The organism is Corynebacterium striatum (genome assembly GCF_016728105.1).
GTDB classification, from domain to species: Bacteria; Actinomycetota; Actinomycetes; order Mycobacteriales; family Mycobacteriaceae; genus Corynebacterium; species Corynebacterium striatum.
The window spans coordinates 1,762,756-1,789,159 of record NZ_CP068158.1 but is presented as its reverse complement, the minus strand read 5'-3'; the positions used below and the strand labels follow the sequence as shown (position 1 = coordinate 1,789,159).

Here is a 26,404-nt window from a genome sequence, read left to right as displayed (position 1 = left end):
TCCGTGTGCTGCGGTTCACATTAATTGGGAGGATTATGACACATCACGAGATGGGGTGCCATCGCGCGTGAGTGATGGGGGTATTTTCTACCCATCACGCGAACCGATACCGTTGTTTCGGACTGCGCAAAGGCTCGGTGCATACAAGTTCGCCAGCTTCCATCATCTCGTTGAGCACACGATGAATACCGCCCACCGACATGCCCGCCGCCGCGATCTCACGACTCGATCCCGTCACATGTTCCTGCACATAGTCGATCACAGCGCCCCGAGACTTCCCCCGCTCGCAACAGCCCTCTCCGCCCTCGTCGCATCGCGGGAAGACAAGTTCAAAAGCCGTCAGAGAGTCACGCGGTTCTGGCGGCGGCAGTAAATGCCGCTGGAGTTGATCGAGGATTTCGATATAGCCGGTTCCACGATGAAGTGCCCCGCCGTGCGTGTGTTTATCCCCGCAGTTCAGAACGACTAACTGCGCTCGAAACGGCGCATCACTCAACACGTGCACGTGTTGAGTGATATGAGCAGCGTTTAAGGTTGAAGCTTCGCGACCTCAGCAGAGGAGACTTAGTGGCCGCGCTCCTGTTCGAGCACCTTGCCCTCGTTCCAGAACGGAGCCAGCTTGTTGTCAAACATGCTCAGCGCAGAGGCGATCGCCATGTGCATGTCGAGGTACTGGTAGGTGCCCAGGCGGCCGCCAAAGAGAACCTGGTTCTCCTTCGCCTCGGCCGCAGCGCGGCGTCGATAAGCCTCGAGCTTGGTGCGATCCTCTGGAGTGTTGATTGGGTAGTAAGGCTCGTCGCCCGACTCAGCGAAGCGCGAGTACTCCTTCATGATGACGGTCTTATCCTTCGGGTACTTGTCCTGCCGCTCCGGGTGGAAGTGGCGGAACTCGTGGATGCGGGTGTAGTCAACGTCAGCATCGTTGTAGTTCATCACCGGGGTGCCTTGGAAGTCACCGGTCGGCAAGACCTCAAGATCAAAGTCCAGGGTGCGCCAGCCCAGCTCGCCTTCCGCGAAATCGAAGTAACGATCCAGCGGGCCGGTGTAAACAACCGGTGCATCCGGGTTCTCTTCGCGAACTTGTTCGCGAACCTCGAACCAATCGGTGTCCAGCTGGACGTCGATAAGCTCGTGGTCTGCCATGTTCTCCAGCCATGCCGCGTAACCGTCTACTGGCAGGCCCTCGTAGGTGTCATTGAAATAGCGGTTGTTGAAGGTGTAGCGAACCGGCAAGCGGGTGATGTTGCCGGCCGGCAGCTCCTTCGGGTCAGTCTGCCACTGCTTAGCGGTGTAGTCGCGGATGAAAGCCTCGTACAGCGGACGGCCGATCAGTGCGATGGCCTTTTCTTCCAGGTTCTGTGCCTCATCGACATCGAACTCGCCTGCCTGATCCTTGATGAGCTGACGTGCCTCATCCGGCGAGTAGTACTTGCCAAAGAACTGATTGATAAGGCCCAGCCCCATCGGGAACTGGTAAGCGGTGCCATCGTGCATGGCGAACACGCGGTGCTGGTAGTCGGTGAAATCAGTGAACTGATTGACGTAGTTCCACACGCGCTCGTTAGAAGTGTGGAACAGGTGCGCACCGTACTTGTGCACCTCGATGCCGGTCTCTGGCTCGGCCTCGGAGTAGGCGTTTCCGCCTAGGTGGTTACGGCGCTCGACGATGAGCACCTTCTTGCCCAGCTGCGAGGCAGCGCGCTCGGCCACGGTCAAGCCGAAGAATCCAGATCCAACAACGATGAGGTCATAAGAAGTCATGCCACCACCTTATTGCAGATCCCGCCTACTACCGCGGAGGACACCCAGATAACACGCATTAGAAGTCTTCCCAAGAATACACTCTCAACGCGTGTCGCAACAAAACTCACAGCAATAACAGAAGTAACATCTTGCCCAACTGTTAACTTTTGTATGCGGTTTTAGCTGTCGAAACCTCCTGCACTGGTTAACTGCCATTTCCAGCTTTCCCCGCGTAGTGCGCTAAGCGCTCCCGGTGCGTGAGCATCCATCACGTGCAGTCCACACACGCTACGCAAAACCCTAGGGAGAAAACGTGCAATTACGACTACGACGCCGCATTGTTCCCACCAAGTCGAAGTGGTCCACGCCGCTCATCGCCGCAGTCACCTCGATCTCCATGGTCGCGGCCGCTGCCTTCGGCAGCAATCAGGTCCTGCGCACGCAGGAAAACGGCTCCGGCCCAATTGACGTTTCCTCGGCCTCGACCAGCTTTGGCGATGGCGAGACCGTCATTGTCGAAGACGCCGCCATCTCCGCACAGGGCGAGGGCGACGGCCCCCGCGCCGTGAAGCAGTTCCACCGCGACGAGCCTTTCTCTATGTTCGCCGTGACCTGGAAGGGCCCCCGCGACGTGGCAGCATTCGTGCGTGCGAAGCAGGCCGACGGCTCGTGGACGCAGTGGTACGACATGGATTCGTTGAGCTACAACAACGACGACCCCAACGCCGTCAACGGCACCGAGCTGATCTACACCGGAACCACCAACGACGTGCAGGTTTCCATCAGCAATGTGGATCTCGTCTCTGGTTCCAACCTGGATGAGAGCTTCAAGGAGACCGAGGTGGAGCCGGGTGCCGCGGAGTCCCTTCCAACCGAATCTGCTGCACCTTCCGAAGCGGCACCTTCTGAGGCCGCACCTTCCGAGACTTCCGTTCTCGACCAGGCAGCCGAACAAGCCGCAGAGCAGGCCGCCAACCCTCGTCCGGCTCCGCTGCCATACAACGTTGGTGCCATCGCTCCTGTAGCTGACGTCGAGGAGCTCGGTGCCGAAAGCCCCGAGCAACCGGCAGACCAACCGGCAGAGCAGCCGGCCGACGCTGCTAACACCAGCGTCGAGGGCATGGAAGCTGTCTTCATCGACGGCAACGCACAAGCTGGCGAGGCTATCGAGCAGACCGCCGTTACCGACGGCATGCCGAAGGTTGTCTCCCGCGCGGGCTGGGGTGCTGACGAGTCCAAGCGTTGCATGGGCCCGACCTACGACAACGGCGTCAAGGCCATGACCCTGCACCACACCGCGGGCAACAACAACTACACCAAGGCTGACGCGGCTGCACAGATGCGCGGCATCTACCAGTACCACGCCGTGAACCTCGGCTGGTGCGACATCGGATACAACGTCCTCGTGGACAAGTTCGGCACCATCTATGAGGGCCGCTACGGCGGACTCGACAAGGCTGTCCAGGGCGCACATGTCGGTGGTTTCAACTCGAACACCTGGGGTATCTCCATGATTGGTAACTACGATCAGGCTGAACCAACCCAGGCAATTCTCAACTCCGTGGCTGAGATCGCTGGCTGGAAGGCCGCTATCTCCAACATCGACCCTCGCGGTTACGCGGACCTACGCTCCGGCGGTTTCAGCGGCTCCAAGTTTGCCGCGGGACAGATAGCTCACGTTCCAGTCTTCCACGGACACCGCGACCTGCACTATCACACTTGTCCAGGCAACTACACCGTTCAGCACTGGAATGAGATCCGTAATGCGACTTACAAGAAGTACCAGGCTGTAAAGAGCGGCTCTTCCGGTAACGGCTCCTGGGTCACCCCTGGCACCGGCAACGCTGGCGGCAATACTGGCGGCAACACCCCGCCGCCGGCAGCCGGCGTCCAGTCTTCCCTTGGCGGCACACAGATTCCGGTCGCCGTCATCCAGGCCGTCGCAGGCATTGCCGCTGCATTGGTTGCCGTCCTGCTCAGGCGTTCAGGCACAAGCATTGATGGCGGTCAGAAAGTCGTCGGCGGTCTCACCGCCGCTGAGGTTCCGACTGTGGTCAACAAGGTCGTCCAGCTCTCCGGCAACCCAGGTCTCCAGAAGTCTTGGACCGCCATCTTGAATGCCTTCGGACCGGTTCTCGGTTTGGCAGTAGGCGGCCCAGATGTCAACGCTGGCGTTGTCTCGCAGCTCTTCGAAAACGGCGTGGTGCTCTCCTCCAAGGAAACCGGCACCCACGCGCTGGTGGGCAAGGTCGCTAAGACTTGGGCTGAGAACGACAACTCCACCAAGCTCGGACTGCCGACGACTGATGAGATTTCCACCGGCAACGGTCGCGAGATCCGCGTCAACTTCCAGGGCGGCTACATTCAGTACGACCCTGCGACTGAGAAGATTAACGTCTTCACCAACTAAGGCGCCGCAGACAGCATAGAAAGAGCCGTCCTCCTACCTCACCGGAGTTGAGGAGGAGACGGCTCCTTTTGATATCGGTCTAGAACCACTGCTCCAAGACTTTGGCGACGCCGGATTGGTGGTTGGCCACGGTCACTGCATCTGCGGCCTCTTTGACGTAGGGATGCGCATTATCCATCGCCACGCCGTGACCCACCCAGGAGAGCATCTCAATGTCGTTGGGCATATCCCCGAACGCGATGATGTCCTCACGGTCCACACCAAAACGCTCGGCGAGCCACTCCACCCCTTTGCGCTTGGTTACATTCGGCGCTGCAACTTCGAGGATGCCTTCGTTCATCGAGTAGGTGACATGCGCAACCGTCGGGTCAACCCGTGGTGCGATGAGTGAATACAGCTCAGGGGCGGTGTAGTGAGTGTTGCGGACCAACAGTTTTACCGCGGGCTGGGAGGCAAGCTCGTCGATGCTTACGAGGCCGAATCCGTCAAAGAGCGCATTCTCTGAATAGTGGGGCTCCACCACAAAGAGCTCTTCGACTGGGTCCGCCAACGAGGAACCGGTGCGCTCGGCACCAAACCCCACTCCCCCATAAGGCGCCAAGGCTTCTTGGGCCACGGCGATAACCTCACTGATGGCGGCGGGCTGTAATTCATGTGCGCTGAGGATCGTATCGGCGGCGGAATCATAAATCACGGCGCCATTCGACGTCACGCATACAGGGCGCACGGTGAGCTGTTCAAGAACGGGCGCAATCCAGCGGAAAGGCCGCCCAGTCGAAAGCGCAAAGTAGGCACCCGCACTAACTGCGCGGGCGATTGCTTCACGGTTGCGCCGCGTGACACGGTGATTCCTGTCCAACAGAGTTCCATCAATGTCACTGGCGATAAGGCGCGGTGCCGACTGGGGATGGACCATGCCTCATAGTCTACGTGGCCCCACAGCTTAGGACGTGGCTCCACATCTTAAGATGTGGAGCCACGGAAGGTTTTTGTTCTAACTACAGTCAGCAGTTTCAGTACTTAGCTGCGACTACTGGATCGTGTCATCCTCGTCAGAGTCCTCCCAGTCGAGGGAGCGCTTGATGGCGCGCTTCCACTCGCTGTAGAGGCCAGCGCGCTCTTCCTCTTCCATCTGCGGCTTCCAGACCTTGAACTCGCCGGCGCCGGTGTCCAGGATCTTCAGGTCCTCGAAGTAACCGGCCTGCAGGCCAGCCGCGAAGGCCGCACCTGTTGCAGTTGTCTCCACGTTCTTCGGACGGTGGACCTCCACGCCGAGGATGTCGGCCTGGAACTGCATCAGCAGCTCGTTGTGGGTCATGCCGCCATCCACGCGCAGCTCGGTAATCTCCACGCCGGAGTCAGCGACCATGGCATCTGCCACGTCACGGGTCTGGTAGGCAGTCGCCTCCAGGACCGCACGTGCAATGTGGTTGCGATTTGCAAAGCGGGTCAGGCCAACGATGACACCGCGTGCATCCGGACGCCAGTACGGTGCGAACAGACCAGAAAAGGCAGGAACAAAGTAGACGCCGCCGTTGTCTTTCACGGAACGAGCCATGTTCTCAATGGACGCAGCGTTAGGAATCATCTGCAGGTTGTCACGCAGCCACTGAACCAGGGAGCCACCCATGGAGACGGAACCTTCGAGTGCGTAGACCGGCCTCTCACCTTCACGCTGGAAGCAAACCGTGGTCAGCAGGCCATTCTCGGAAAACTTCGGAGTGGTACCGGTATTGAGCAGGAGGAACAGGCCGGTGCCGTAGGTGTTCTTTGCAGAACCTGGGCGGAAGCAGCCCTGGCCGAACATAGCTGCCTGCTGGTCACCGAGGATGGCGTGAATCGGAACGCCCGCCAGCGAACCGCGGGAACGCACGGTGCGGAAGTCGCTCAGAGACGGGCGAATCTCCGGCAGCATGGAGGTAGGAATTCCCATCTCCTTGCACAGTTCCTCGTCCCACTTGAGAGTCTCGATGTCCATCAAGAGGGTACGGGACGCATTAGTGACGTCGGTTGCGTGCAGAGCTGGCTCATCGCCATCGCCCTCAGCACCGCCGGTGAGGTTCCACAGCAGCCAGGTATCGATGGTGCCGAAGAGCAAGTCACCAGCCTCGGCGCGCTCGCGCGCACCCTCGACGTTATCGAGGATCCATTTGACCTTTGGGCCTGCCGGGTAGGAGTTGATGACCAGGCCGGTGCGGCGACGCCACTTGTCCGGGCCCTCTTCCCCCGCCAGCTCCTTGCAGATCTGGGTGGTGCGGGTGTCCTGCCAGACAATGGCGTTGTAGACCGGTTCACCAGTGTTTTTATCCCACACAACGGTGGTCTCGCGCTGGTTGGTGATGCCGAGCGCAACGATTGACTCGACGGCGACGTCGCCGTTGGCCAAAGCCTCGCCGACAGCACGGCGGGTGTTGTCCCAGATTTCCTTCGGGTCGTGTTCAACCCAGCCCTTTTCCGGGAAGATCTGCTCGTGCTCGAACTGGCCGACAGCGACCTGCTCGCCGTCGTGGTTGAAAATGATGCAGCGGGTGGACGTAGTGCCCTGGTCGATTGCTGCTACGAACTTGTTTTCGCTCATGGGTTTACTCCTTGCGTATTTCTAAAGATGCGGTGAGATGCGTATTTAAGCCAAAGCCATGGAAAGGAAACCGATGGCTACTGCAGCGAGCATCGGGGCGACGATTGGTACCCAGGCATAGCCCCAGTTGGCGCTTCCCTTGTCCTTGATGGGAAGGACGAATGCGTACATCAAGCGCGGGCCCAGGTCACGGACCGGGTTGATGGCGTAGCCGGTTGGGGTACCCAGGGAAAGGCCGACCGAAACGACGACGAATGCGACTGCGAAATACTTCAGTGCACCAATCTCACCGCCGGAAGGACCAAAAGCAATGAACATCAACAGTACGCAGGTACCGATGAACTCAGTGACCGCATTCCAGAAATTATTCGGGTGAGCAGGGCCAGTGAAGAAGATGCCACCAGTGGAGGCGTTCGCACCGGTTTCATTGCCAGCTTCGTCGAGGTTATTGGCGTCGAAAAGCTGCTTGAAGGCCGCCCAGGCCAGCAAGGCGCCGAGCATTGCGCCCAAAAGCTGGCCTGCGATGTAGGCAGGAACGAGGTTCCACTCAAGGCCGCCATTGATGGCAACCATCAAGGTCACGGCCGGATTGAGGTGGCCGCCGGATGGGTCCGCCACGCTGGCGCCCACGAAAACTGCCATGCCCCAGCCCAGGGCAATGACAATCCAGTCAGATCCTTTAGCACCGGAGGTGCGCAGGTTGACCAAGGCGCACACGCCGTTACCCAGCAGGAGGAGCAGGGCAGTTCCGATGAACTCCCAGAGGAAAGCATCCATTGCGGTCATGCTTTTAGTCTTTCTCTTGAATGGTCCTTATACCTGCGGCTTACCTGCCGCGCGCACGAGGATGTCGTTTGCTTCTTGATCGGTAAGTGCTGCCTCAGCCTGGAGCTCAGCCTCAGTGTGCTCCTTGAATGCAGCGATTTCTGCTTGCTTGGTAGCCTCATCCCAGCCCAGCAAAGGCGCGATGAAGTCGGCCACCGCATCGGCGGAATCGACGCCGCGATCGGCGTACTCAATGGCGATGCGCAGTCGGCGGGAGAGAACGTCTTCGAGGTGCAGTGCGCCCTCATGGGTGACGGCGTAGCGCACCTCGGCCCACAGGTAGTGCTCCGCATTCGGCAGCGGTTTGAGCAGCTCAGGGTCGTCCTCTGCAGGAGCCAGGACTTCGCCCAGCAGGGAACCGTAGCGGCCGAGCAGGTGCTCGATGACGTCCTGGTGCACTCCGTAGCGCTTAGCCAAGAACGGTACCTGGTTAGCCAGCGCATGGTAGCCCTCGGCACCCAGGATTGGGGTGCGCTCGGTGACGGACTCTGGAACCTCGAAGTCGAGTTCCTTGGTCGCCAAATCCACGGCATCCTTACCGATGACGCGGTAGGTGGTGTACTTGCCGCCTGCAACGGAGACGAGGCCCGGAGCAACCTTGGCCACGGCATGGTTGCGGGACAGCTTGGTGGTGGTGTCGGACTTACCGGTCAAAAGCGGGCGCAGGCCCGAGTAGACGCCGACGATATCGGAGCGGGTGATAGTACGGGTAACGCGCTGGTTGACCTGGTCGAGGATGTAGTCGATGTCAGCCTTGGTCGGTGCTGGATCCGGCAAGGACAGACCCTTCTCCCAGTCGGTGTCGGTGGTACCGATGATCCAGTATTCGCCCCATGGGATGACGAAGAGCACGGACTTCTCGGTGACGAAGCACAGGGCTGCGTCAGCGTCGAGGGCATCCTTCGGCACAACGATGTGCACGCCCTTGGAGGCGTGAACAGTGAACTTGCCCTCCACGCCGGCCATCTCCTGAATCTTGTCATTCCAGACGCCAGTGGCGTTGATGAAGACGCGGCCCTTGATGGTGGCCTCGCGGCCGGTTGCGAGGTCGCGAACGTGCGCACCGATAATGCGGCCGCCACGATCCTTTTCGAAGCCGATGACCTCGGTGCCGGTACGCACGTTGGCGCCGAACTCGGCGGCGGTGCGCAGGACGGTCATGGTGTGGCGGGCGTCGTCGACAAGCGTGTCGTAGTAGCGCACTCCGCCCACGACAGCGTCGTCCTTCAGGCCCGGTGCAACCTTGAGCACGCCCTTGCGGGTCAGGTGCTTCTGCATAGGAACGCTCTTTGCACCGCCCATGAGGTCATACAAAGTAAAGCCACCGAACATCATGACGCGCTCCCAGACTGGGTGGGTGAGCGGGAAGATAAATCTCAGTGGCTTAACCAGGTGCGGCGCGAGGGTCGACATGTTTAGCTCGCGCTCGTGGAGTGACTCGGCTACGAGGCGGAAGTCGAACATGGCCAGGTAGCGCAGGCCGCCGTGGAACATCTTTGAGGAACGCGAGGAGGTACCTGCTGCGAAGTCGCGGGTCTCCACTACTGCCGTCTTCAGGCCACGGGTTGCGGCGTCAACGGCAGCACCCGCACCCACGGAACCGCCGCCGATGATGACAACGTCGTATTCCTCAGTGGAGTAGTTCTCCCAAGCCTTCTCGTAATACTCCGGATTGAAACTTTGATTGCTTAGCGTGGCCATTGCTGACCCCATCTCCTCTCTTGCCCCTGACACCACCTTGCTTAAAGGACGCTACGGTGGCCAATGGAGCGTCATCGTCGCCCAAAGTGGTCCATTCCCCGCCTCGGGCCTTGAAGATCTTTTCTCCTGGGATTCATGTTAAAGGTCACGGCGTGGTCGCGAATGTGAAGCTACTCACCCGTAACTTTCGCGTGGCCAACCAGCAATTTCCACGAGTTTTTATAAAGGAAACAAAGCTCTTTCACCCCAATTAAGGGGGAGTAGTGGACATAGAAGAAGGGGCGTCTGGTCATATCCAGAGCCCCTTGGTTGATGCGGGTGGTACTAACGGCGCGTATTAAGCTTCGCCATTGCTTCGAGCACCTCAGGAATGCCGGCACGATCCGCCGAATACGTCACCGAGGACGCCTCCTTCACCAGCTCAATCGGTGCGGTCTCCAGGGCCACTACCTGCGCATGGTCGAGATAGACCTCGTCGCCATCCTCTCCCGCAAAGACAGTAATGTCCTTAGGCTCAGCGGCAACGGTGTCCAAGATACGTTGCGTTGCATTCCAGCGATTAACCTCAGCTGCTACCACGACGAGACCAGCAGGAGTATCAATGAGGCCGATACCTGGCACCTCTCCGAGCTGCTCCGCCACTTCCTTCAGCTCGCGCTTGATATGACCAGAGACAATGTCATCGCCCTCACGCGACCACTCGACGACCATCTCGGGGATGGATTCGATGGCGGTGACGGTGGCGTCGTCAAGCGCATGCACGGCGATCACTTCGGAGCCGTGCTTGACGACGCCTCCCTGATGCTCAATCCTCCATAGTTCTTGTTGAATCGGGTCAAAGGTCGAGTCAGGATGCTGCGCCGCCTGCGGCGACACCAAGATGAGGATCTCCGACTCGGGATAGATTCCAGCGAATGCATCGTGCAGACGCGTGGTGATGGAGTCGCCGTCATAGTTCATCGCAGACTCATCGGCCACAACGATGCGCGGGATCTGCGTGAAGTTAGCCTTCATGCGATGCGGCAGCCGGGAGACAATAAGGCGCGACTGCGTTGCGGCGCCGAGCAAGCCCTGCTCCACGACAGAACCGGCGAAGACTTCCCTGCTGCTTGTCGCAAGATTAGCCTGGGCTTCTGCAACATCGAGCTTGAGTTGAGCCATGATCTCCGAGACTTTGTCGCGCCCTTCCTCAAGCCCGCGGGTAGCCTCCTCGAGGACCGAGTTTAAGTTCTCCTTGACCCAGTCAAGTGTCTCTGGGGCCGTATGCTTAAGCTCTTCGGGTTCGTCCTTCGAAGGCTTGGCGGTGATAGCAAGACGTTCCCTGAGCAGCTCGGAGGTTGCCTCGGTGATGCGGGTCTTGAGCCCCATCAGATCGTCACGGAGGCGGCGCACACGGTAGCGCTCCGACTCCACGGCCTTGTCCTCGCGCTCGGCCTCCTCCAGGGTGGGCGCTCCTCCACCCATTCGGGCAGGAACCCAGAAAGCGCCCTTGGGCATGGGGCCAAACTCGGCCTCGTAGTCCTTCCACAGGCCCTCGACACCAGCCTGCATGCGGCGACGGATTTCGGCGGTGTCTGCCTCGACGTCGCCAGTCGGGGTAAATGGCTCCAGCGCCCGGATCAATAGCGGGGTATTGCTGCGGCCTAGGTTCTTCTTCTGCCCTTTTGTCCAGATGCGCTGCGAGCCAAAGACCACCATGGGAATGACGGGGACGCCCGCTTCATAGGCGATGCGGGCCGCGCCGCTGCGCATGCTGCGAATCTCAAAACTGCGGGAAATCGTACCTTCGGCGAAAACTCCGACAAGCTCGCCCGCCTTCGCCAGCTCGATCCCGCGGCGGATGGATTCGCCCCCGTCGATGCGATCGACTGGAACGTGACCCATCATGTTCAGCAATGGGCCCACAACTGGGGTTTTGAATACGCCGGCCTTGGCAAGGAAACGTACCAGACGCTTCTTTTGATGCGGAATGAAGCCACCGAATACGAAGTCCATGTAGCCAGTGTGGTTGACCACCAACACTGCGCCGCCTTTGTCAGGAATGTTCTCTTCGCCCCACGTACGGATCTGCAACCCCTGCGCGATGGTGACACCTCGGGCCAGGGTGACAATTCGTTGGTAAAAGAAGTCTTTAATTGCGTTCATCATGGTCCCCTGACGAGTGGCGGATTGGATAGAGCAGTGAAATCAAAGCGCTAAAGGGTCTGGGATACACGGACCCCCGGGCTGCAAGAACCCGGGGGAGAGGCGTACATAATCAATACTTTTTACAGTTCCTTATTTCGGACGCAGAACATCCTTGCCCACGAATGGGCGCAGTGCCTCAGGAACAACAACGGAGCCGTCAGCCTGCTGGTGGTTCTCAAGGATGGCTACAAGCCAACGGGTGGTGGCCAAGGTGCCGTTGAGTGTTGCAGCGTACTGGGTCTTGCCATTCTCATCGCGGTAGCGAGTCTGCAGGCGGCGCGCCTGGAAAGTGGTGCAGTTCGAGGTCGAGGTGAGCTCGCGGTAGCAGCCCTGGGTAGGAACCCATGCCTCGTTGTCGAACTTGCGGGCTGCAGACGAGCCGAGGTCACCACCAGCGATATCGATGGTGCGGTATGGCAGCTCCATCGCAGCGAGCATGTCCTTTTCCATCTTCAGCAGCATCTGGTGCATCTGCTCTGCTTCTTCTGGCTTACAGAAGACGAACATCTCCAGCTTGTCGAACTGGTGGACGCGAAGAATGCCGCGGGTGTCCTTACCGTGGGAACCAGCCTCACGGCGGAAGCAGGAGGACCAACCGGTGTACTTCAGAGGGCCATCGCTGAGGTCCAGGATCTCATCCTTGTGGTAGCCAGCGAGGGCGACCTCGGAGGTACCAACCAGGTACAAATCATCAGCAGGCAGGTAGTAGATCTCATCGGAATGCTGGCCCAAGAAACCGGTGCCAGCCATGATGTCTGGGCGAACCAGAACTGGCGGGATCATCAGCTGGAAACCTGCTTCACGCGCCTTCTGCGCGGCCAGCATGAGCATGCCCAGCTGCAGGAAGGCACCGTCACCGGTGAGGTAGTAGAAGCGAGCGCCACCAACCTTGGCACCACGCTTGACGTCTATAAGTCCAAGGGACTCGCCGAGCTCGAGGTGATCCTTCGGCTCAAAGTCGAATTCTGGGATAGCGCCAACCTCTTCAAGGACGATGAAGTCATCCTCGCCGCCCGCTGGTGCTCCCTCGACCACGTTCGAGATCTGGAACTGGAGATCGTTGACCTTTGCCTCAGCCTCAGCTAGCTCAGCCTCGGCCTTCTTGACCTTTTCCTTCAGCTCATTGGAGCCCTCCAGAAGAGCAGGACGCTCTTCTGGGGAAGCTTGTCCAATTTTCTTGCCAAAAGCCTTCTGCTCGGAACGCAGCTCGTCTGCCGCCAAGATAGCGGAACGGCGAGCTTCGTCGGCAGCCAGGAGCTGATCGACAAGAGCTGGGTCCTCCCCACGGGTGACCTGGGAGGCACGGACAACGTCTGGGTTTTCGCGGAGGAACTTAAGATCAATCACGTTGAAAAGCTTACCGCACTACATGAGCCTTGCAGTGGTAATAACCAGCGAATTATTATGTGAATATGACCGCACAAATCATCACCGACGGACCAGTCCCCAAGCATGCCCAGCTTCGTGACATCCTCACTGAGCTGTGCAACACAACGCTCAAGCCAGGGGACATTCTCCCTGGTGAACGCATTTTGGAGGAGACGTATGGCGTTTCCCGCATCACGGTTCGCCGCGCCATCGGTGATCTTGTGGCCGCTGGTCGCCTACGGCGAGTACGCGGAAAAGGCACTTTCGTGGCCCCTAATCCCCTCGTTTCACGCCTTCACTTGGCCTCTTTTTCCGACGAAATGGGCGCACAGCACGTCCACGCTTCGAGCAAAATCTTGTTAGGCGGGCGGGCATCAGCCCCAGATGAGGTATCCGAGTTCTTCGGCACCGATTCCACTTTGACCCACACTCACCTTCGACGCCTGCGACTGGGCGACGGGGAACCCTATTCCATCGACGACGGTTGGTACAACTCTTCTTTTGTCCCCAACCTTCTAGAAAATGATATTTACAACTCTGTCTACGCCATTTTGGACTCTAATTTCGATCTGCCGATTACCGAGGCAGACCAGACAGTAACTGCTATTGCGGCTGACCCGGAGATCGCCGAGCTTCTCGACGTCGAACCTGGAACCCCCTTGCTGCACATCATCCGCAAGTCCCGCTCAGGCGACCGTCCCGTCGAGTGGTGTTCCTCCGTTTATCGCACCGACCGCTACCATCTCACCACCCGCGTGAGCCGCGCCCTCGAGAACTAGCGACCTTCTTCCACGCAGGCCGCATGGGCAAGCGGCCTCCCAGGATTTCCGAGCTATGCAGCACTAGCGGGTACTATAGGAGGCCTTATGAGTAAAACTTCCCCTTGGCGCTCATCCTTTGCCGTCCGCCTTTTCCTAGTGGCCGCCCTCGCCGCGGCCGCTTTCTTGGGCGCATATGGATTTTGGAGCCCCTCCACCGGCACCACCGCGGGCGAAACCTCAACGGATGAGACCGGGCCGACCTCCGAAATGGAAGTTGCCTCCTTTACCTCTGCCGAGTCTGGAACCTGCCTGACATGGGACATCGACGCCAAGGGCGAGATCTCTAACTTCCAGTCCATCTCCTGCGCTGAACCGCACCGCTTTGAGGTCGCCGCTCGCGAGGATCTCAGCACCTACCCCACCAGCGAGTTTGGTCCTGACGCCAAACGCCCCGACGTCACCCGCCAGAACGCGCTACGCGATGAGCTCTGCGCGTCCAGCACTTTGGGTTACTTACACGGCAAATGGGATCCGGCAGGCAAGTATGACATCGCCTCGGTCTTGCCGCCGTCTAACGCCTGGGACAAGGGCGACCGCACCCTACTGTGCGGCCTACAAACCACTGATGAAACTGGTGTACCGCAGCTGAGCACCGGCAACGTGGAGGCAGTGGACCAAGCTGTCGTGGCCAAGGCCGGCGAGTGCCGCAGCATCGATGACAAGCAGATCATGCGCACCGTTGACTGCGCTCAACCGCACCAGCTTGAGACCGTATCCGTTGTTAACTTGGGCGAGCGCTTCCCTGACGGTTACCCAGCCGGCGAGGAGCTCGACACCTACCTCAACGAGACCTGCACCGCTGCCGCTGAGAAGTACTTGGGCGGGGAAGAAAACCTCTACCAATCCACGCTGCAGCCATTCTGGGGCTCTGTCAGCGAGGCCTCCTGGAACGGTGGCTCCCGCTCAGTGAACTGCTCGCTGATGCACCCTAATAATGGTTCCTTCTCCATTATCACGGGCTCGGCCACGGGTGGCCGCGCTGCGCTGACCATCGATGGTGCCCCACCTGCACAGCAGCCTGAGCGCAACCCGATCCGCAACAACGCTTCGGCAGCGCCGTCCGCTGCACCATCTGCGGCCCCTGGCGCGGCAGCACCAACCCCTGCGGTAGCACCAGGTCAGTAGGTTCACGCCTCGGTCTGCCTCGGTCTACATCGGAAAGCTTATGTACCTGGTCAGTGAAGAACGCTTCGAAGAGATGGTCACGGATGCCCTGGACAAGATCCCAGATGAATTCGTGCACCGCATGCGAAACCTGGCCATCCTCGTGGAGGATTACAACGAGGACAACCCCCACCTGTTGGGCTTATACGTAGGGGTCGCACTCCCTGAACGCACTTTCGACCACACGGGTTTTCTGCCCGATACCATCTTTATCTATCGCGGCGCCCTGCAGCACTGGTGCAACAGCGAAGAAGAGCTCGCGCATGAAGTCGAAGTAACCGTCTTCCACGAGTTGGGACATTACTTCGGCCTTGAAGAGCACGAGCTCCACCACTTGGGCTGGGGTTAGTCAGCCTCCTCCCATCGCCTGTTTAGTACATGGTCGGTGCGACACCGCTGGCTTCATCAATATCGGTGTCGGCCCAGCGCTTGAGCGTCCACTGGCCAAAGGGCCTGCCGCCTGGCTCCATGAGGGTAAATCTGCCGTTGGGCATGTATCCGGTGTACGCGAAGTCGGCGTCGATGCCGGTGGCATGGCGGCTTACCACGCGGATGGCCGCGCCATGGCTGACAATCACGGCGTCGTCATCGTCACCGAGTTCCGCCGCGATCTCCTCAACCACCGGCTGGTAGCGGGCCAGGACGTCGGAATAGGTCTCGCCACCCTCCATACAGGCGGCGGCGTCGCCGTCAATCCAGCCGCGCAACGCCACCATGTAAGAACGGTGCGCTTCTTCGCTGCCGTCCATCTCAAAGTCGCCTGCAAAGATCTCGTGCAGCCCAGCCTTGACCTCAACCGGGACGCGGAACTGGTCGGTAGCCTCCGCAAATGAGGCAGCTGCCAGCATCGCAGTCTGCTGCGCACGGAGTGCCACGGAGCAGTAGAAGCGCACGTTGCGGCCTGCGGTCAGCTCCGCGAGCTCGCGGCCTACCTCAGTGGCTTGGTCACGGCCGCGCTCAGTAAGCTCGGCTCCTGGAGGGCGGGTATCGATGAGACGCTCTACGTTGGAGAACGTCTGGCCATGGCGCACAAGAAAGATTCTTCCGGACATGGCAACTACATTATTTGCCCTGACGCGCCTGCGCTACCCATTCATCCGCGGCCGCCAAGCGATTGAGATCACGCGGCTGTTCACCAATTTCCGCAACAGACGGCCACGAGCCCACAAACATGAGTTCCTCTGCGCGTAGCCACACCGCGCGCAGCGCCTCTGCTACCGGCTGGTCCTCAATGTGCCCAATGAGGTCCACATGGAAGCGGTAGGTACCGAAGGTCTTGCGGGTGGGGCGCGACTCGATGCGGGAAAGATCCACGCCACGGTGAGCGAATTCCTCCAACGCACCGACCAACGAACCAGGTTCATTAGGCAGCGTAAAAATCACCGAGGTCTTGTCGTGCCCCGTGCGCGCAGTCGGCTTGCCAGCAGGCCCAACCAGCACAAACCGGGTGGTAGCGTCTGCAACGTCTGCGACGCCGTCGGCAAGCGTGTCCAAGCCAAAGAGCTCAGCCGCACGCGCGGGCGCGGCCGCTGCGTCAATCTCCCCCTGCGCCACCGCCTGGGCAGCGGCACCGTTGGAGCTAGCCGGCACGAACTTCACGCCTGGCAAGTTCTCCTTCAGCCAACCACACACCTGCTGATAAGCCACGGGGTGGGTGGCGAATGTCGCGACGTCGCCGAGCTGCATTCCTGGACGCACCATGATGCTAAACGCCACTGGGAGGTCCACCTCGCGGTAGACCTGCACGCGCTCGCCTTCCACGAGGGCGTCGAAAGTCGCAGTCACAGCGCCATCGACGGAGTTCTCAATCGCCACACAAGCGAAGTCAGCAACACCTGCGCGCACCGCGGCCAGGGCTTCCGAAGGCGAGCTCACCGGCAAGGGTTCCACCTGTTCAAAGTGCACGCTCAGCTGCTGCAAAGCGGCTTCGGTGAAGGTCCCCGCAGGACCCAAGAAGGCAATCTTCGTGCTGGCTTTTGTGGTGGTGCTCATAGGTGAAACCTTAGCCCACTAGACTGTGCTGCCATGGAGTTCACCCTGGAAAAGCTGCGCGAGTCTGTGTCTTCTCTTTCCGCAGAAGAGCATGGTTTCACCCACCTCGACTTGGACCGCCGCTCGCAGACGCAGGGAAGGCTGAGCGGTTGGATTCTCTCGGCCAAGGATTTGAACGACGTCGTGGGAATGCCCACCACGCTGGGGCATAAGGCGCGCACGTATTTTCCCGACGTCACGGACCCGTTCATCGCGGACTTGGAGGCGCAGGGTGCGCTTTTCATCGGCAAGTCGGCAGCCCCCGAGTTGGGTTTGCGCGTGGACACGGAGCCGGTAGGCCTGCCGCATCCAGACAATCCGTTGTATCCGGGACACACGCCAGGTGGTTCTTCTGGTGGCGCAGCAGTGCAGGTAGCGCGCGGTCTGCTCCGGGCCGCGCACGCTTCCGACGGCGGCGGATCCATCCGCGTTCCTGCAGCCGCGTGCGGTGTGGTGGGATTCAAGCCCGCGGGCGAGGATCTCACGGTGCAGGGCTTCATCACGCGCACGCTTGCCGACGCCGCTTTTCTCCACGGCCTCACTCCCCGCACGCCGCGGGCCCGCATTGGCGTGCTGACGCAGCCGCTCTTTGCTGGCGTGGAAATTGCTCCACACATGCTCCACGCAGTTAAAGAGGCAACGACCGCGCTTGAAGCGCAAGGCTTTGAGACGGTGGCTATCTCTCCATATCCGCAAGCAGCTGAGACCTTCGTGACCTTCCAGCGCCTGTTCATGTGGCGCTTGGCCACCCTTCCTGATGCTGCCGGCTACACCGATTGGGTCAGGCAACGGGGCAAATTGATCAGTAAGGAAAAGCACACGGCCGCGCGCCTACATGCGGCAGCACTGCCTGAGCTTCTGGCACAGTACTGGCAGGTAGACGCGATTTTAAGCCCGATGCTGGCCTACGACCCTCCCCGGCGCGGCACCTTCTTGTCGCTGGATCATCAGGAGAACTTCGACGAGCAGACACGCTGGTCACCGTGGGGCTCGTTGTTTAATGTGGCCAAGCTTCCGGCGGTATCGATTCCTTGGCCGGTACACGATCACCCACCGGTCGGCGTCCAGTTGGGAAGCATCACGCTTGACGACGCCGAGCTTCTCGGCCTAGCGAAGGCTCTCCACCGATGACTAAGGATATGAACACAGCAAAGACGCTTAAGACGCTAAAAGCGCTCCGGAGCGAAATCCTGATAGTCCTCGTCATCACCTTTGGCATTTCCGGTGTTCGTTCTGCACTACGCTTGACCGATGCTCTGCTCAATCCGGCTCCGCTCAACGAGCAGTCGGTGACGATTAACGCGAGCCAATCCACTCTGCCGCTCATCGATATCGGGCTCCAGTTGTGCTCTGCTGCAGTGCTCTTTGCCTGGGGTGCGTTGGCTTTGTACTTGTTGCACGTGCACATGCCGCCGCGCAATATGCTCGGCGGAAGCGGTGCTCAGCCGACCACTCGGGTTCGTGCCTGGGGCAGGGATTGGCTGCAAGGCGCTGGTCTAGCAGCGCTAATTGGACTCCCGGGTTTGGCGTTGTACTACACCGCGCTGCATTTTGGCTGGACCAAGGAGGTAGTGCCCACCTCCTTCGACAATGCCTGGGTGGAGATGCCCGTGCTGCTTGTGAAGTCTGCGGCCAATGCCTTTGCGGAAGAGGTCGTGGTGGTCTACTGGTTCATGACGCGCCTGCGTCAATCGGGATGGGGCCTGCCAGCAACTCTCGCAGCTTCCTCGATCCTGCGCGGTTCTTATCACCTCTACCAGGGCGTATCCGCTGGATTCGGCAACATTGTGATGGGCTTGGTCTACGGCTACTTCTTCCATAAGACCGGAAAAGTTTGGCCGCTTGTCATTGCGCATTTCCTCATCGACGCGGTGGCGTTCGTGGGATACGCTTTCCTCTTCTAAGACCCACATCACTACCCCGAGGTCTGTGAACCATTCCGCGGCGCCACCCGTCTCCTGGTTTATGAGGAGGAGGGCGGTGTGTGCCTTGTGGGGCGGATGTGAATTCGTTGTAAGGTTGAGCGCATGACTGAATCTGGACGAGACCCGCATCGCGAGGCGCGCCGCGCAGGCGATAGCCCTGTCCCCGCCCCTGGAGCAGATTCGAATTCCAGCTCGCCCGCCGACTATGTCCTCGGCGCCGACGGCAAACCCATCAGGGACCGCTACGGCCGCCCGGTGCGGCGTCGCCAAGCGCAGCAGCGCCCACCTCGTGCAGGTTCCTCCAGCGCCTCTGCCGTCGCTTCTTCCCCTTCCGCGTCGCGTGCTACGCCGCGGGCTAACTCGCTCCCAGCACAGCGCGCAGAGGAAACTCGCTTCGACGTCGGCGCCTACATGGAGCGCAACCAGCGCCCTGCTCAGAACACCGGATATCGGAGCACCCCGGCCGCTCCCGCCCCACGCCGCCCCACTCCCGAGGTGCCACGCAGCTATCGTGCGCCCGAATCGGCGCCGAAGCAACGCCCACACCGACGCCGCAAAAAGGCCAACCCCATCAAGCAATCTCTGGGCTGCTTTGGCTGGGCCGTGGCTATCCTACTCGTTTGCACGCTCGTGTTTACCCTGTGGACGGACTCGCGCCTGACCCGCATCGAGGCCATGCCGGCCGAGCAGGTGTCCAAAACCGCCGGAACAAACTGGCTCCTGGTGGGCTCCGATTCCCGTCAAGGCCTCACCGAAGAAGAACAAGCAGAGCTCGGAACCGGTGGTGACGTGGGCGTGGGCCGTACTGACACCATCATGCTGCTGCACATCCCTTCCTCCGGCAAGGCGAAGCTCATCTCGATCCCGCGCGATAGCTACGTTGAGGTCCCTGGCTTTGGCATGGACAAGATCAATGCCGCCTTTACCTACGGCGGACCGCAGCTACTCGTCGAAACCGTGGAGCAATCCACTGGCCTGCGCATCAACCACTATGCGGAAATCGGTATGGGCGGACTTGCCAACGTGGTCGACTCCGTCGGCGGCGTGGACATCTGCGTCAAGGAGCCCATCGACGACCCACTAGCGGGCATCAACCTGCAGGCTGGATGCCAGGAGCTACGCGGACGTGATGCGCTGGGTTACGTGCGTACTCGTGCCACAGCAATGGGCGACCTTGACCGCGTGCAGCGTCAGCGCGAATTCTTCGCGGCGCTGCTCGACAAGATCACCTCACCGGGCACGCTCATTAACCCGTTCCGCACAATATCCCTGGTCAACCACACCGCAACCTCCTTCGTCGTGGGTGAAAAGGATCACGTGTGGCACCTCGCTCGCGTGGCCCTAGCCATGGCCAGCGGCGTGGAAACTGAGACCGTGCCAATTGGCGGATTCCAAGACACCACCGTGGGCAACGTGGTGTTGTGGGATGACGAGGCAGCGCAGCAGCTGTGGGACTCGATGAAGTAAGCTGCGCAACAAAATAAAAGGGGAGAGAAGCCATCTTGGTTTCTCTCCCCTTTGCCGTGTAGCACTAAGGCTCAGGCTAAGTATCTAGAGCTGCCTCTAGCGCAGGGTCACCTGGCGGGACTTGATGTTCTCCAGCTGCTTGCGCTCGTCAGCGGTGAGGTTAGCGTCATTCTTGAGCTCCTCGGCCAGCGCCTTGTCCACGCGGGCAAGTTCAACTTCGTAAGAGTCGTGGGCCACCTCAGGCTTGAGGTCGAAGACCGGCGCGATGAGGCCGTGGGTACGGAAGACACCAGCGAACTTGGTACCCTCGCCCAGGTTCAACTCGCCGCGTGCAGCGACGCGGGCCAGGGCGTTGAGGAAAGCGTTCTCATCATCGTTAGGGCGGACCCAACGGATGTGTGCCTTGCCGCCGCCAGCGTTAGCCCAGAATGCGATGCCCTCAATGTCATTGCCCACCTGGTGGGACTCAATGACGGAATCGTTGGCCATCTGCATGGACTGCGCCACCTGCGGGGTGATCTGCGCGCCCTCAGGCATCCACCAAGCGAAGTCCTGGTAGACGTTGATATCCAGCTCAGCGGATTCCTCAAGCAACTCGCTCAAGGCCGGCTCGGTGCCGTCCGCAGCGGTGGACTCCAGAGTGGAGCCAGGCTTGTTGTTCTTTACCCAGTTAAGCGCATAAGCGAGGTCGCGCCCAGGGTTGTGGGTATGGGACTGGACCTGCAGGCCCACGAATGCCTCGCCACCAAACTCCTCATCACGGATGAGGGCCGCGGATGCACCTGGGAGCACGGTCGAGACGTAAACGTCCTTGTCGAAGCCCTTCAGGGAAAGCTTTGCCGTTGCGGAAGGAACGAATTCCTGCATTGCAACGAGGGACGCCTCAGCGGCGAAACCGCCGAAGGGGCGGGGATCCTTTTCAAGGGCAGCGCGCTCAGCGGCGCGAGCAGCGAGCTTTGCCTGACGGCGGGACATGCCCTCAGGCAGCTGTTCGTTGTTCTTTTTCTTCTTGGCCATGCCCACCAATTTACCTGCTGCCTACAGTTCTATGGCGTGTAGGGCTACTTCTGGTTGATTCGTGGCGAGGATATCGATGCCGTTCGACCACGCCCACTTCATATCGTCGGACCTATCCACGGTCCACAGATAAGTGGGCAGGTCGAACGCCCCAATGTCAGCGGGACGCATTTTTGCACGCAACAGTGACATTCCCAGCCCCGTCGGACGAGACAGAAGGACATCTGGGAAGTGGCGTTCCCAGTCACGCCGCAAGTAGAAACGGTCCACCTGAGGGGCAAGGGACTGCATCCGGCGGATTGCCTTATGGGAGAAGGAAATCATGTGGATGCGGGGGTCGTCGAGAAGCCCGGCGTAACGCAAGCGCAGCACCAGCTGTTCTTCAAGGACATCGCCCTGGCCGGAAGGATGCTTGGTTTCGATGTAGAGATGGTGCGGATTATCGCCCAGCATCTCTAGCAGTTCATCGAGCAGCAGCATGTTCTGCCCATCGCCGATGTCGACGTGGCGCAGCTCGTCCCAGTCCATCTGTGCGATGCGGCCGGGCCTACCTGCGGTGCGATCCAAGGTGGGGTCATGGTTGACCACCACCTTGCCGTCCCGAGACAGGCGGATATCGCACTCGAGGCCGTGAATCGGCAGCTCGAGCGCCTTAGCAAATGCGAGAGGGGATAGCTCCGGATATTTACCGGAGTATCCCCTGTGCGCGACGATTTTCACTATCCGAAAATCTCAGTCTTGATCTTGTTGAGCGTTTCATAGGAAGCGCGGAAGCGCTCCTTTTCGTGTTCATCGAGCGCCAGCTCAACGACCTTGTTGATACCGGAGCGGTCGATCACCGCTGGGGTGCCGATGTAGGCATCCTCAACGCCATACTCGCCCTGCAGGTACGCAGAAACCGGAAGCACAACTGCCTGGTTCTGGATGACTGCACGGGTGATGCGTGCCAGGCCCATGCCGATGCCATAAGAGGTGGAACCCTTGGCGTCGATGATGGTGTAGGCAGCGTCGCGAGTCTCTTCGAAGATCTTCTCGATGCGCTCGTTGTAGCCCGGGTCCTTCTCGGAGCGGTGGGACAAGGACACACCGCCGATGTTGGCCGAAGAGACAACCGGGAGCTCGGAGTCGCCGTGCTCGCCGATGATGTAAGCGTGTACGGAAGTCGGGGCGATGTCATCCATCTCAGAGAGCATGTAGCGGTAACGAGCGGAGTCCAGGATGGTGCCGGAGCCGATGACGCGCTCGTGCGGCAGACCGGAGGCCTTCCACACTGCGTAGGTGAGCAGGTCCACTGGGTTGGAGGCCACGAGGAAGATGCCGTCGAAGCCGTTCTTCATGACGTCACCAACGATGGAGTTCATGATGTTGACGTTCTTGTCCACGAGCTGCAAGCGGGTCTCGCCCGGCTTCTGTGCAGCGCCAGCACAGATGACGACCATGGAGGCGTCAGCGCAGTCTTCGTAGGTGCCCTTGGTGACACGGGTGCGGGATGGCGCCCAGACAACACCGTGGTTGAGGTCCATTACGTTACCGGCGAGCTTCTTCTCGTCGATATCGATGATTGCAAGATGATCGACGGTGCCTTGGTTTACCAATGCGAATGCGTAGGCAATTCCAACGTCGCCTGCGCCGATGAGTACAACTTTGTTTCCAACATGATTTCCCATGGCCCCCATTGTGCCCTCTATTTCCGATTTGTGCCCGTTGTGCGCCCGATCTCACATAGTCGGCAGTCTGATCTCACACACAAATTGTCCGATCGGACATACTCTGCAGGGTGCTTTCCGAGCTGGTTGAATGGTGCCCATGCGCCAACTCGCCCGCAAATTCGTCCGCGCCGCAGCGATTCGCACCTTGTCATCTGCGGTTTTTGGGCTGGAAGTGCTCAGCGATCTTACACCTGGTGTACGCATGACCGGCAGGAGACGTTTGCCACAGAACATGGCGCCCGGCATCTTTGCCGCCGAGATTGCCACCTGGGCGGCGGTCTCGCCCTCGCTCCTTCCGCGCCCGTGGTGGGTCACGGCCGCCAACGTCGCCATCGGCCAAGGCGTAGGCCACCTGGCCGCGACCACGGCCGCGTTCATCACCAAGCGTGGACTACACGCCATTGGCAAACGCCCCCAGGATCGCGTTGGCCCTACCCTGCGCAGCCGTACGCACCTTGCCCTGGGCGCCATCACCCTGGCCGTAGGCGTGCGTTCGCTTCGCAACCAGAGCGCACAGGCAAAGCTGGTCAATAAGTACAACGAGCGCGGCCCTGAATCCGCCTTTCTCGGCATTGCCCTCGGAACAGTTGGTTACGGCACGCTGCTCATCGTCGGGGAAGCCGCACAGATCACTGTCACTCAGCTCTCCCGCGGGGTCCAGCGATGGCTCCCCCGGTGGGTGGCTTGGCCGCTGGCCGGTGCCGCGGTCAGCTACGCCGCTGCTTTCCTCAGCAATCGCATGCTCTGGCGCCGCTTCATCCACGACGCCTCCCTCAAAGCACTGCAGCTCAACAAGCTGGTTTATCCCGGCTCGGTCATGCCGTGGGAGCCGGAGCGAAGTGGCAGCCCATGGTCCCTTGAGCCGTGGACTGCAGTCGGCTCCCAAGGCCGCGCCTTCCTGGACCGCGGCCCGCGTGCGCACGACATTAAAGAGGTGATGATCTGCAACCGCGCTCACGAGCCCATCCGCATCTTCGTCGGCTTAGTCCAAGGGCGCGGCCCCATCAGCGCCGCTCAGCAGGCATTGGCTGAGTTAGAACGCACCGGCGCTTTTCGCCGGGAGACCATCGTCATCCAGTTGCCCGCTGGCTCCGGCTGGATCAACAACTATTCGGTTTCAGCATACGAGTTCTTAACCCATGGCAACTGCGCCACGGTCACCCTGCAGTACTCCTATCTACCTTCGGTGTTTTGTTACGTCGTTGACCGCCAGGCGCCAGTCGACGCCGCGCGGGAGCTCATCAACGCTGTGCAGTCACGGCTTTCGACGCTGCCCGAAGACGATCGCCCGAAGCTGTATTTCGCCGGCGAATCCCTGGGCTGCTACGGCATCGTGGAAAATTACCGTGACCTAGACGATCTTCTGCAGTCTTGCGACGGCGCGGTATTCACCGGCCCTCCTCGCATGACTACGTTTACGCGGCGGCTGGCCCGCGGGCGTGATCGCGGTTCCTTGGAACGCCTGCCACTTATCGACGCCGGCAAGCACGTGCGTTTTGCCTCCACCCCAGCGCACATGGAACACGATGCCTTCGGCAGCGAATACGAGCGCTGGCACCGTCCCCGCGTGGTCTTTGGCCAGCACGCATCCGATGCCATCGTGTGGTGGGATCGCCACCTTATCTTCATGCGCCCAGACTGGATTCATGAACCGGCACCGAACACGCTGTATGCCGATACATTCAAACGCCTGCCGTGGGCACCTTTCATCACTTTTTGGCAGGTAGCCCTCGATCAGCTCAACTCCCTCAATGTGCCGGGCGGCCACGGCCACAACTACTTTGAGGAAACATTCTGGTACTGGGATTCCGTCCTCGGTTCACAAGCACGCACCCAGCTCACGCCAGAGCTGGCGGAGAGGATGCGCGTGTTCGTGGAACGCGATCAGCTCAACAAGCCCTCAGATTTCCGCACCCAAGTAAGGAAGCGGTTCTAGCCGCACTTGACGCCAGTAGAGTGGTGCGGGCAGTAGCCGTTGGGGTTCTTGTGCAGGTATTGCTGGTGCTCGTCCTCGGCGAGGTAGTAGGCACCGGAGTCCGTCTCTGAGAGGAGCTTGACCTCAGTGGTGGTGTCACCGAAGCCGGCGTCGGCAAGCTTGCCTGCGTAGGAATCCACGATCTCCTGGATCTCCGCACGCTCTTCCTCAGTCTCTGGGTAGAACGCGGAACGGTACTGCGTGCCCACGTCATTGCCCTGCCGAAAACCTTGTGTGGGATCGTGGGCTTCCAAGGCCTTGACCACCAAGTCATGTAGGCTAACCTGCGCGGGATCATAGGTAATCTGCACGGTCTCAGCGTGGTTAGTCAGGCCGCGGCAGACCTCGTAGTACGTAGGGTTCGGGGTGGTGCCACCGGCATAGCCAACGGACGTGGACTCCACACCGGGGGTTTCCCAGAACATTTTCTCCGCGCCCCAGAAACAGCCGATAGCGATCAGGAGGGACTTCTGTCCCTCTTTCCACGGGCCAGTGATCGGAGTGCCGAGCACCGCGTGCGGGCGTGGATCCAGGATCGGCTCCGCACGGCCGGGAAGGGCATCTTCCCTGTTCACAATCTTTGGTTCCGGCTTAAACAACCACGACATGACATCTCCTTGCTCGTTGTCTTGGGGTATTTGGGCGGCAACTTCGCCCACGGGGCAGGCGTTCGCACACCGCCCCATGACGGCCCATATAGGTTTTAACGCGCCCCGAGCGTAATTCGTTCCGGATAAATTGTGGCGGAATTCTTTCAGCGCTCCTATCATTGGGCACCGTACCCAAAGAAAGGAATTAACAATGGCTGTCTACGAACTCCCAGAACTCGACTACGCATACGACGCTCTCGAGCCACACATCTCCGCAGAGATCATGGAGCTGCACCACACCAAGCACCACGCAAACTATGTTGCTGGCGCAAACGCAGCTCTCGAGGCTATCGACGCTGAGATTAAGGGCGAGGGCAATGCAGACCGCCTCCGCGCTCTGTACAAGAACCTTGCTTTCAACCTGGGTGGCCACACCAACCACTCCATCTTCTGGAAGAACCTTGGCCCTAACGGTGGCGGCGAGCCAACCGGCGAGCTGGCTGAGGCTATCAACCGTGACTTCGGTTCCTTCGAGGCTTTCCAGAAGGCCTTCAACGCTGCGGCTCTTGGCCTGCAGGGCTCCGGCTGGGCTGTCCTGGGCTACGACCACATCGCTGGCCGCCTCCTCGTTGAGCAGCTGACCGATCAGCAGGGCAACACCTCCATCAACTTCACCCCGCTGCTCATGCTCGATATGTGGGAGCACGCTTTCTACCTGCAGTACAAGAACGTTAAGGCTGACTACGTCAAGGCTGTCTGGAACGTCTTCAACTGGGATGACGTTGCAGAGCGCTTCACTGCAGCTTCCAAGTAAGCCGCATACGCGTTAGCTTGCATTGGTTAAGACCGCCTCCGGGCGGTCTTTTTCTTGCCCCAGTCAGACGGCTTAAGGG

The 26,404-nt window shown here is 60.0% G+C and carries 23 protein-coding genes; 9 read left to right on the top strand and 14 right to left on the bottom strand.

Features of this window, described 5'->3' with window-relative positions; genetic code table 11:
- Positions 1-94 precede the first annotated feature (94 nt).
- The gene (locus tag I6I72_RS08470) at positions 95-505 is read right to left on the bottom strand and encodes a hypothetical protein (RefSeq protein ID WP_152908287.1); all 411 of its coding nucleotides are present in this window, start codon (positions 503-505) and stop codon (positions 95-97) included.
- A gap of 59 nt (positions 506-564) precedes the next feature.
- Positions 565-1,761, bottom strand: a complete 1,197-nt coding sequence (gene glf, locus I6I72_RS08465) for a UDP-galactopyranose mutase (RefSeq protein ID WP_049146784.1) — start codon at positions 1,759-1,761, stop codon at positions 565-567.
- A 295-nt stretch (positions 1,762-2,056) separates the two neighbouring features.
- On the opposite strand from glf, the gene I6I72_RS08460 reads away from it, so the two are divergent.
- Complete coding sequence (locus tag I6I72_RS08460; RefSeq protein WP_049146782.1) at positions 2,057-4,153, top strand: N-acetylmuramoyl-L-alanine amidase; 2,097 nt, start codon at positions 2,057-2,059, stop codon at positions 4,151-4,153.
- Positions 4,154-4,232: 79 nt separating this feature from the next.
- On the opposite strand, the gene I6I72_RS08455 is transcribed toward I6I72_RS08460, so the two are convergent.
- From I6I72_RS08455 to serS, 6 genes are all read right to left on the bottom strand, one after another.
- Complete coding sequence (locus I6I72_RS08455; RefSeq protein WP_049146781.1) at positions 4,233-5,069, bottom strand: HAD family hydrolase; 837 nt, start codon at positions 5,067-5,069, stop codon at positions 4,233-4,235.
- Between the two features lie 114 nt (positions 5,070-5,183).
- A complete protein-coding gene (gene glpK / locus I6I72_RS08450; RefSeq protein ID WP_049064276.1) occupies positions 5,184-6,731 on the bottom strand; it encodes a glycerol kinase GlpK in 1,548 nt (515 codons plus the stop codon).
- A gap of 45 nt (positions 6,732-6,776) precedes the next feature.
- Positions 6,777-7,517 carry an MIP/aquaporin family protein gene (locus tag I6I72_RS08445; protein WP_005529455.1) on the bottom strand — a complete coding sequence of 247 codons (741 nt, stop codon included), beginning with the start codon at positions 7,515-7,517 and terminating at the stop codon, positions 6,777-6,779.
- 27 nt (positions 7,518-7,544) lie between these two features.
- Positions 7,545-9,257: a glycerol-3-phosphate dehydrogenase/oxidase gene (locus tag I6I72_RS08440; RefSeq protein ID WP_049146779.1), complete on the bottom strand. Its 1,713-nt coding sequence runs from the start codon at positions 9,255-9,257 to the stop codon at positions 7,545-7,547.
- Positions 9,258-9,581: 324 nt separating this feature from the next.
- Positions 9,582-11,402, bottom strand: coding sequence for a lysophospholipid acyltransferase family protein (locus I6I72_RS08435; protein WP_049146778.1), 1,821 nt, complete (start codon positions 11,400-11,402; stop codon positions 9,582-9,584).
- A 132-nt stretch (positions 11,403-11,534) separates the two neighbouring features.
- On the bottom strand, positions 11,535-12,791 hold the full coding sequence (serS, locus tag I6I72_RS08430) for a serine--tRNA ligase (RefSeq protein WP_049146777.1): 1,257 nt from the start codon (positions 12,789-12,791) through the stop codon (positions 11,535-11,537).
- A 65-nt stretch (positions 12,792-12,856) separates the two neighbouring features.
- On the opposite strand from serS, the gene I6I72_RS08425 reads away from it, so the two are divergent.
- The 3 genes from I6I72_RS08425 to I6I72_RS08415 all read left to right on the top strand — a co-directional run bounded on the left by I6I72_RS08425 (position 12,857) and on the right by I6I72_RS08415 (position 15,146).
- Entirely contained in the window at positions 12,857-13,591 is a 735-nt protein-coding gene (locus I6I72_RS08425) for a GntR family transcriptional regulator (protein ID WP_005529448.1), read from the top strand.
- Between the two features lie 87 nt (positions 13,592-13,678).
- Positions 13,679-14,758: a septum formation family protein gene (locus tag I6I72_RS08420; protein ID WP_049146775.1), complete on the top strand. Its 1,080-nt coding sequence runs from the start codon at positions 13,679-13,681 to the stop codon at positions 14,756-14,758.
- Positions 14,759-14,798: 40 nt separating this feature from the next.
- A complete protein-coding gene (locus tag I6I72_RS08415) occupies positions 14,799-15,146 on the top strand; it encodes a metallopeptidase family protein (RefSeq protein ID WP_049146773.1) in 348 nt (115 codons plus the stop codon).
- 22 nt (positions 15,147-15,168) lie between these two features.
- Here the strand turns inward: I6I72_RS08415 and I6I72_RS08410 are convergent, their stop codons facing one another.
- A complete protein-coding gene (locus I6I72_RS08410) occupies positions 15,169-15,849 on the bottom strand; it encodes a histidine phosphatase family protein (RefSeq protein WP_049146771.1) in 681 nt (226 codons plus the stop codon).
- A gap of 10 nt (positions 15,850-15,859) precedes the next feature.
- Positions 15,860-16,789 carry a prephenate dehydratase gene (gene pheA / locus I6I72_RS08405; RefSeq protein ID WP_201806724.1) on the bottom strand — a complete coding sequence of 310 codons (930 nt, stop codon included), beginning with the start codon at positions 16,787-16,789 and terminating at the stop codon, positions 15,860-15,862.
- A gap of 33 nt (positions 16,790-16,822) precedes the next feature.
- Between pheA and I6I72_RS08400 the strand changes: the two genes are divergently transcribed.
- From I6I72_RS08400 to I6I72_RS08390, 3 genes are all read left to right on the top strand, one after another.
- Positions 16,823-17,959 carry an amidase gene (locus I6I72_RS08400; protein ID WP_049146769.1) on the top strand — a complete coding sequence of 379 codons (1,137 nt, stop codon included), beginning with the start codon at positions 16,823-16,825 and terminating at the stop codon, positions 17,957-17,959.
- The gene (locus tag I6I72_RS08395; protein WP_188093125.1) at positions 17,956-18,732 is read left to right on the top strand and encodes a CPBP family intramembrane glutamic endopeptidase; all 777 of its coding nucleotides are present in this window, start codon (positions 17,956-17,958) and stop codon (positions 18,730-18,732) included. Before I6I72_RS08400 ends, I6I72_RS08395 begins: the two co-directional genes overlap by 4 nt.
- Positions 18,733-18,855: 123 nt before the next feature.
- Entirely contained in the window at positions 18,856-20,220 is a 1,365-nt protein-coding gene (locus tag I6I72_RS08390) for an LCP family protein (protein ID WP_080986255.1), read from the top strand.
- Between the two features lie 96 nt (positions 20,221-20,316).
- Here the strand turns inward: I6I72_RS08390 and I6I72_RS08385 are convergent, their stop codons facing one another.
- From I6I72_RS08385 to I6I72_RS08375, 3 genes are read right to left on the bottom strand one after another with little or no spacing between them, the layout of a single operon-like run.
- Positions 20,317-21,237 carry a DUF5926 family protein gene (locus I6I72_RS08385; RefSeq protein WP_049064287.1) on the bottom strand — a complete coding sequence of 307 codons (921 nt, stop codon included), beginning with the start codon at positions 21,235-21,237 and terminating at the stop codon, positions 20,317-20,319.
- Positions 21,238-21,258: 21 nt separating this feature from the next.
- Entirely contained in the window at positions 21,259-21,957 is a 699-nt protein-coding gene (locus I6I72_RS08380) for a glycerophosphodiester phosphodiesterase family protein (protein WP_049064289.1), read from the bottom strand.
- Positions 21,957-22,904, bottom strand: a complete 948-nt coding sequence (locus I6I72_RS08375; RefSeq protein WP_049064316.1) for an L-lactate dehydrogenase — start codon at positions 22,902-22,904, stop codon at positions 21,957-21,959. Before I6I72_RS08375 ends, I6I72_RS08380 begins: the two co-directional genes overlap by 1 nt.
- Positions 22,905-23,034: 130 nt before the next feature.
- Between I6I72_RS08375 and I6I72_RS08370 the strand changes: the two genes are divergently transcribed.
- Positions 23,035-24,882: an alpha/beta-hydrolase family protein gene (locus I6I72_RS08370; RefSeq protein ID WP_049064291.1), complete on the top strand. Its 1,848-nt coding sequence runs from the start codon at positions 23,035-23,037 to the stop codon at positions 24,880-24,882.
- Here the strand turns inward: I6I72_RS08370 and msrA are convergent.
- Positions 24,879-25,529, bottom strand: coding sequence for a peptide-methionine (S)-S-oxide reductase MsrA (gene msrA, locus I6I72_RS08365; RefSeq protein WP_034657037.1), 651 nt, complete (start codon positions 25,527-25,529; stop codon positions 24,879-24,881). The two genes, I6I72_RS08370 and msrA, sit on opposite strands and share 4 nt — an antisense overlap.
- 193 nt (positions 25,530-25,722) lie before the next feature.
- Between msrA and I6I72_RS08360 the strand changes: the two genes are divergently transcribed.
- Positions 25,723-26,325: a superoxide dismutase gene (locus tag I6I72_RS08360; RefSeq protein ID WP_049064292.1), complete on the top strand. Its 603-nt coding sequence runs from the start codon at positions 25,723-25,725 to the stop codon at positions 26,323-26,325.
- The last annotated feature ends 79 nt before the right edge of the window (positions 26,326-26,404 follow it).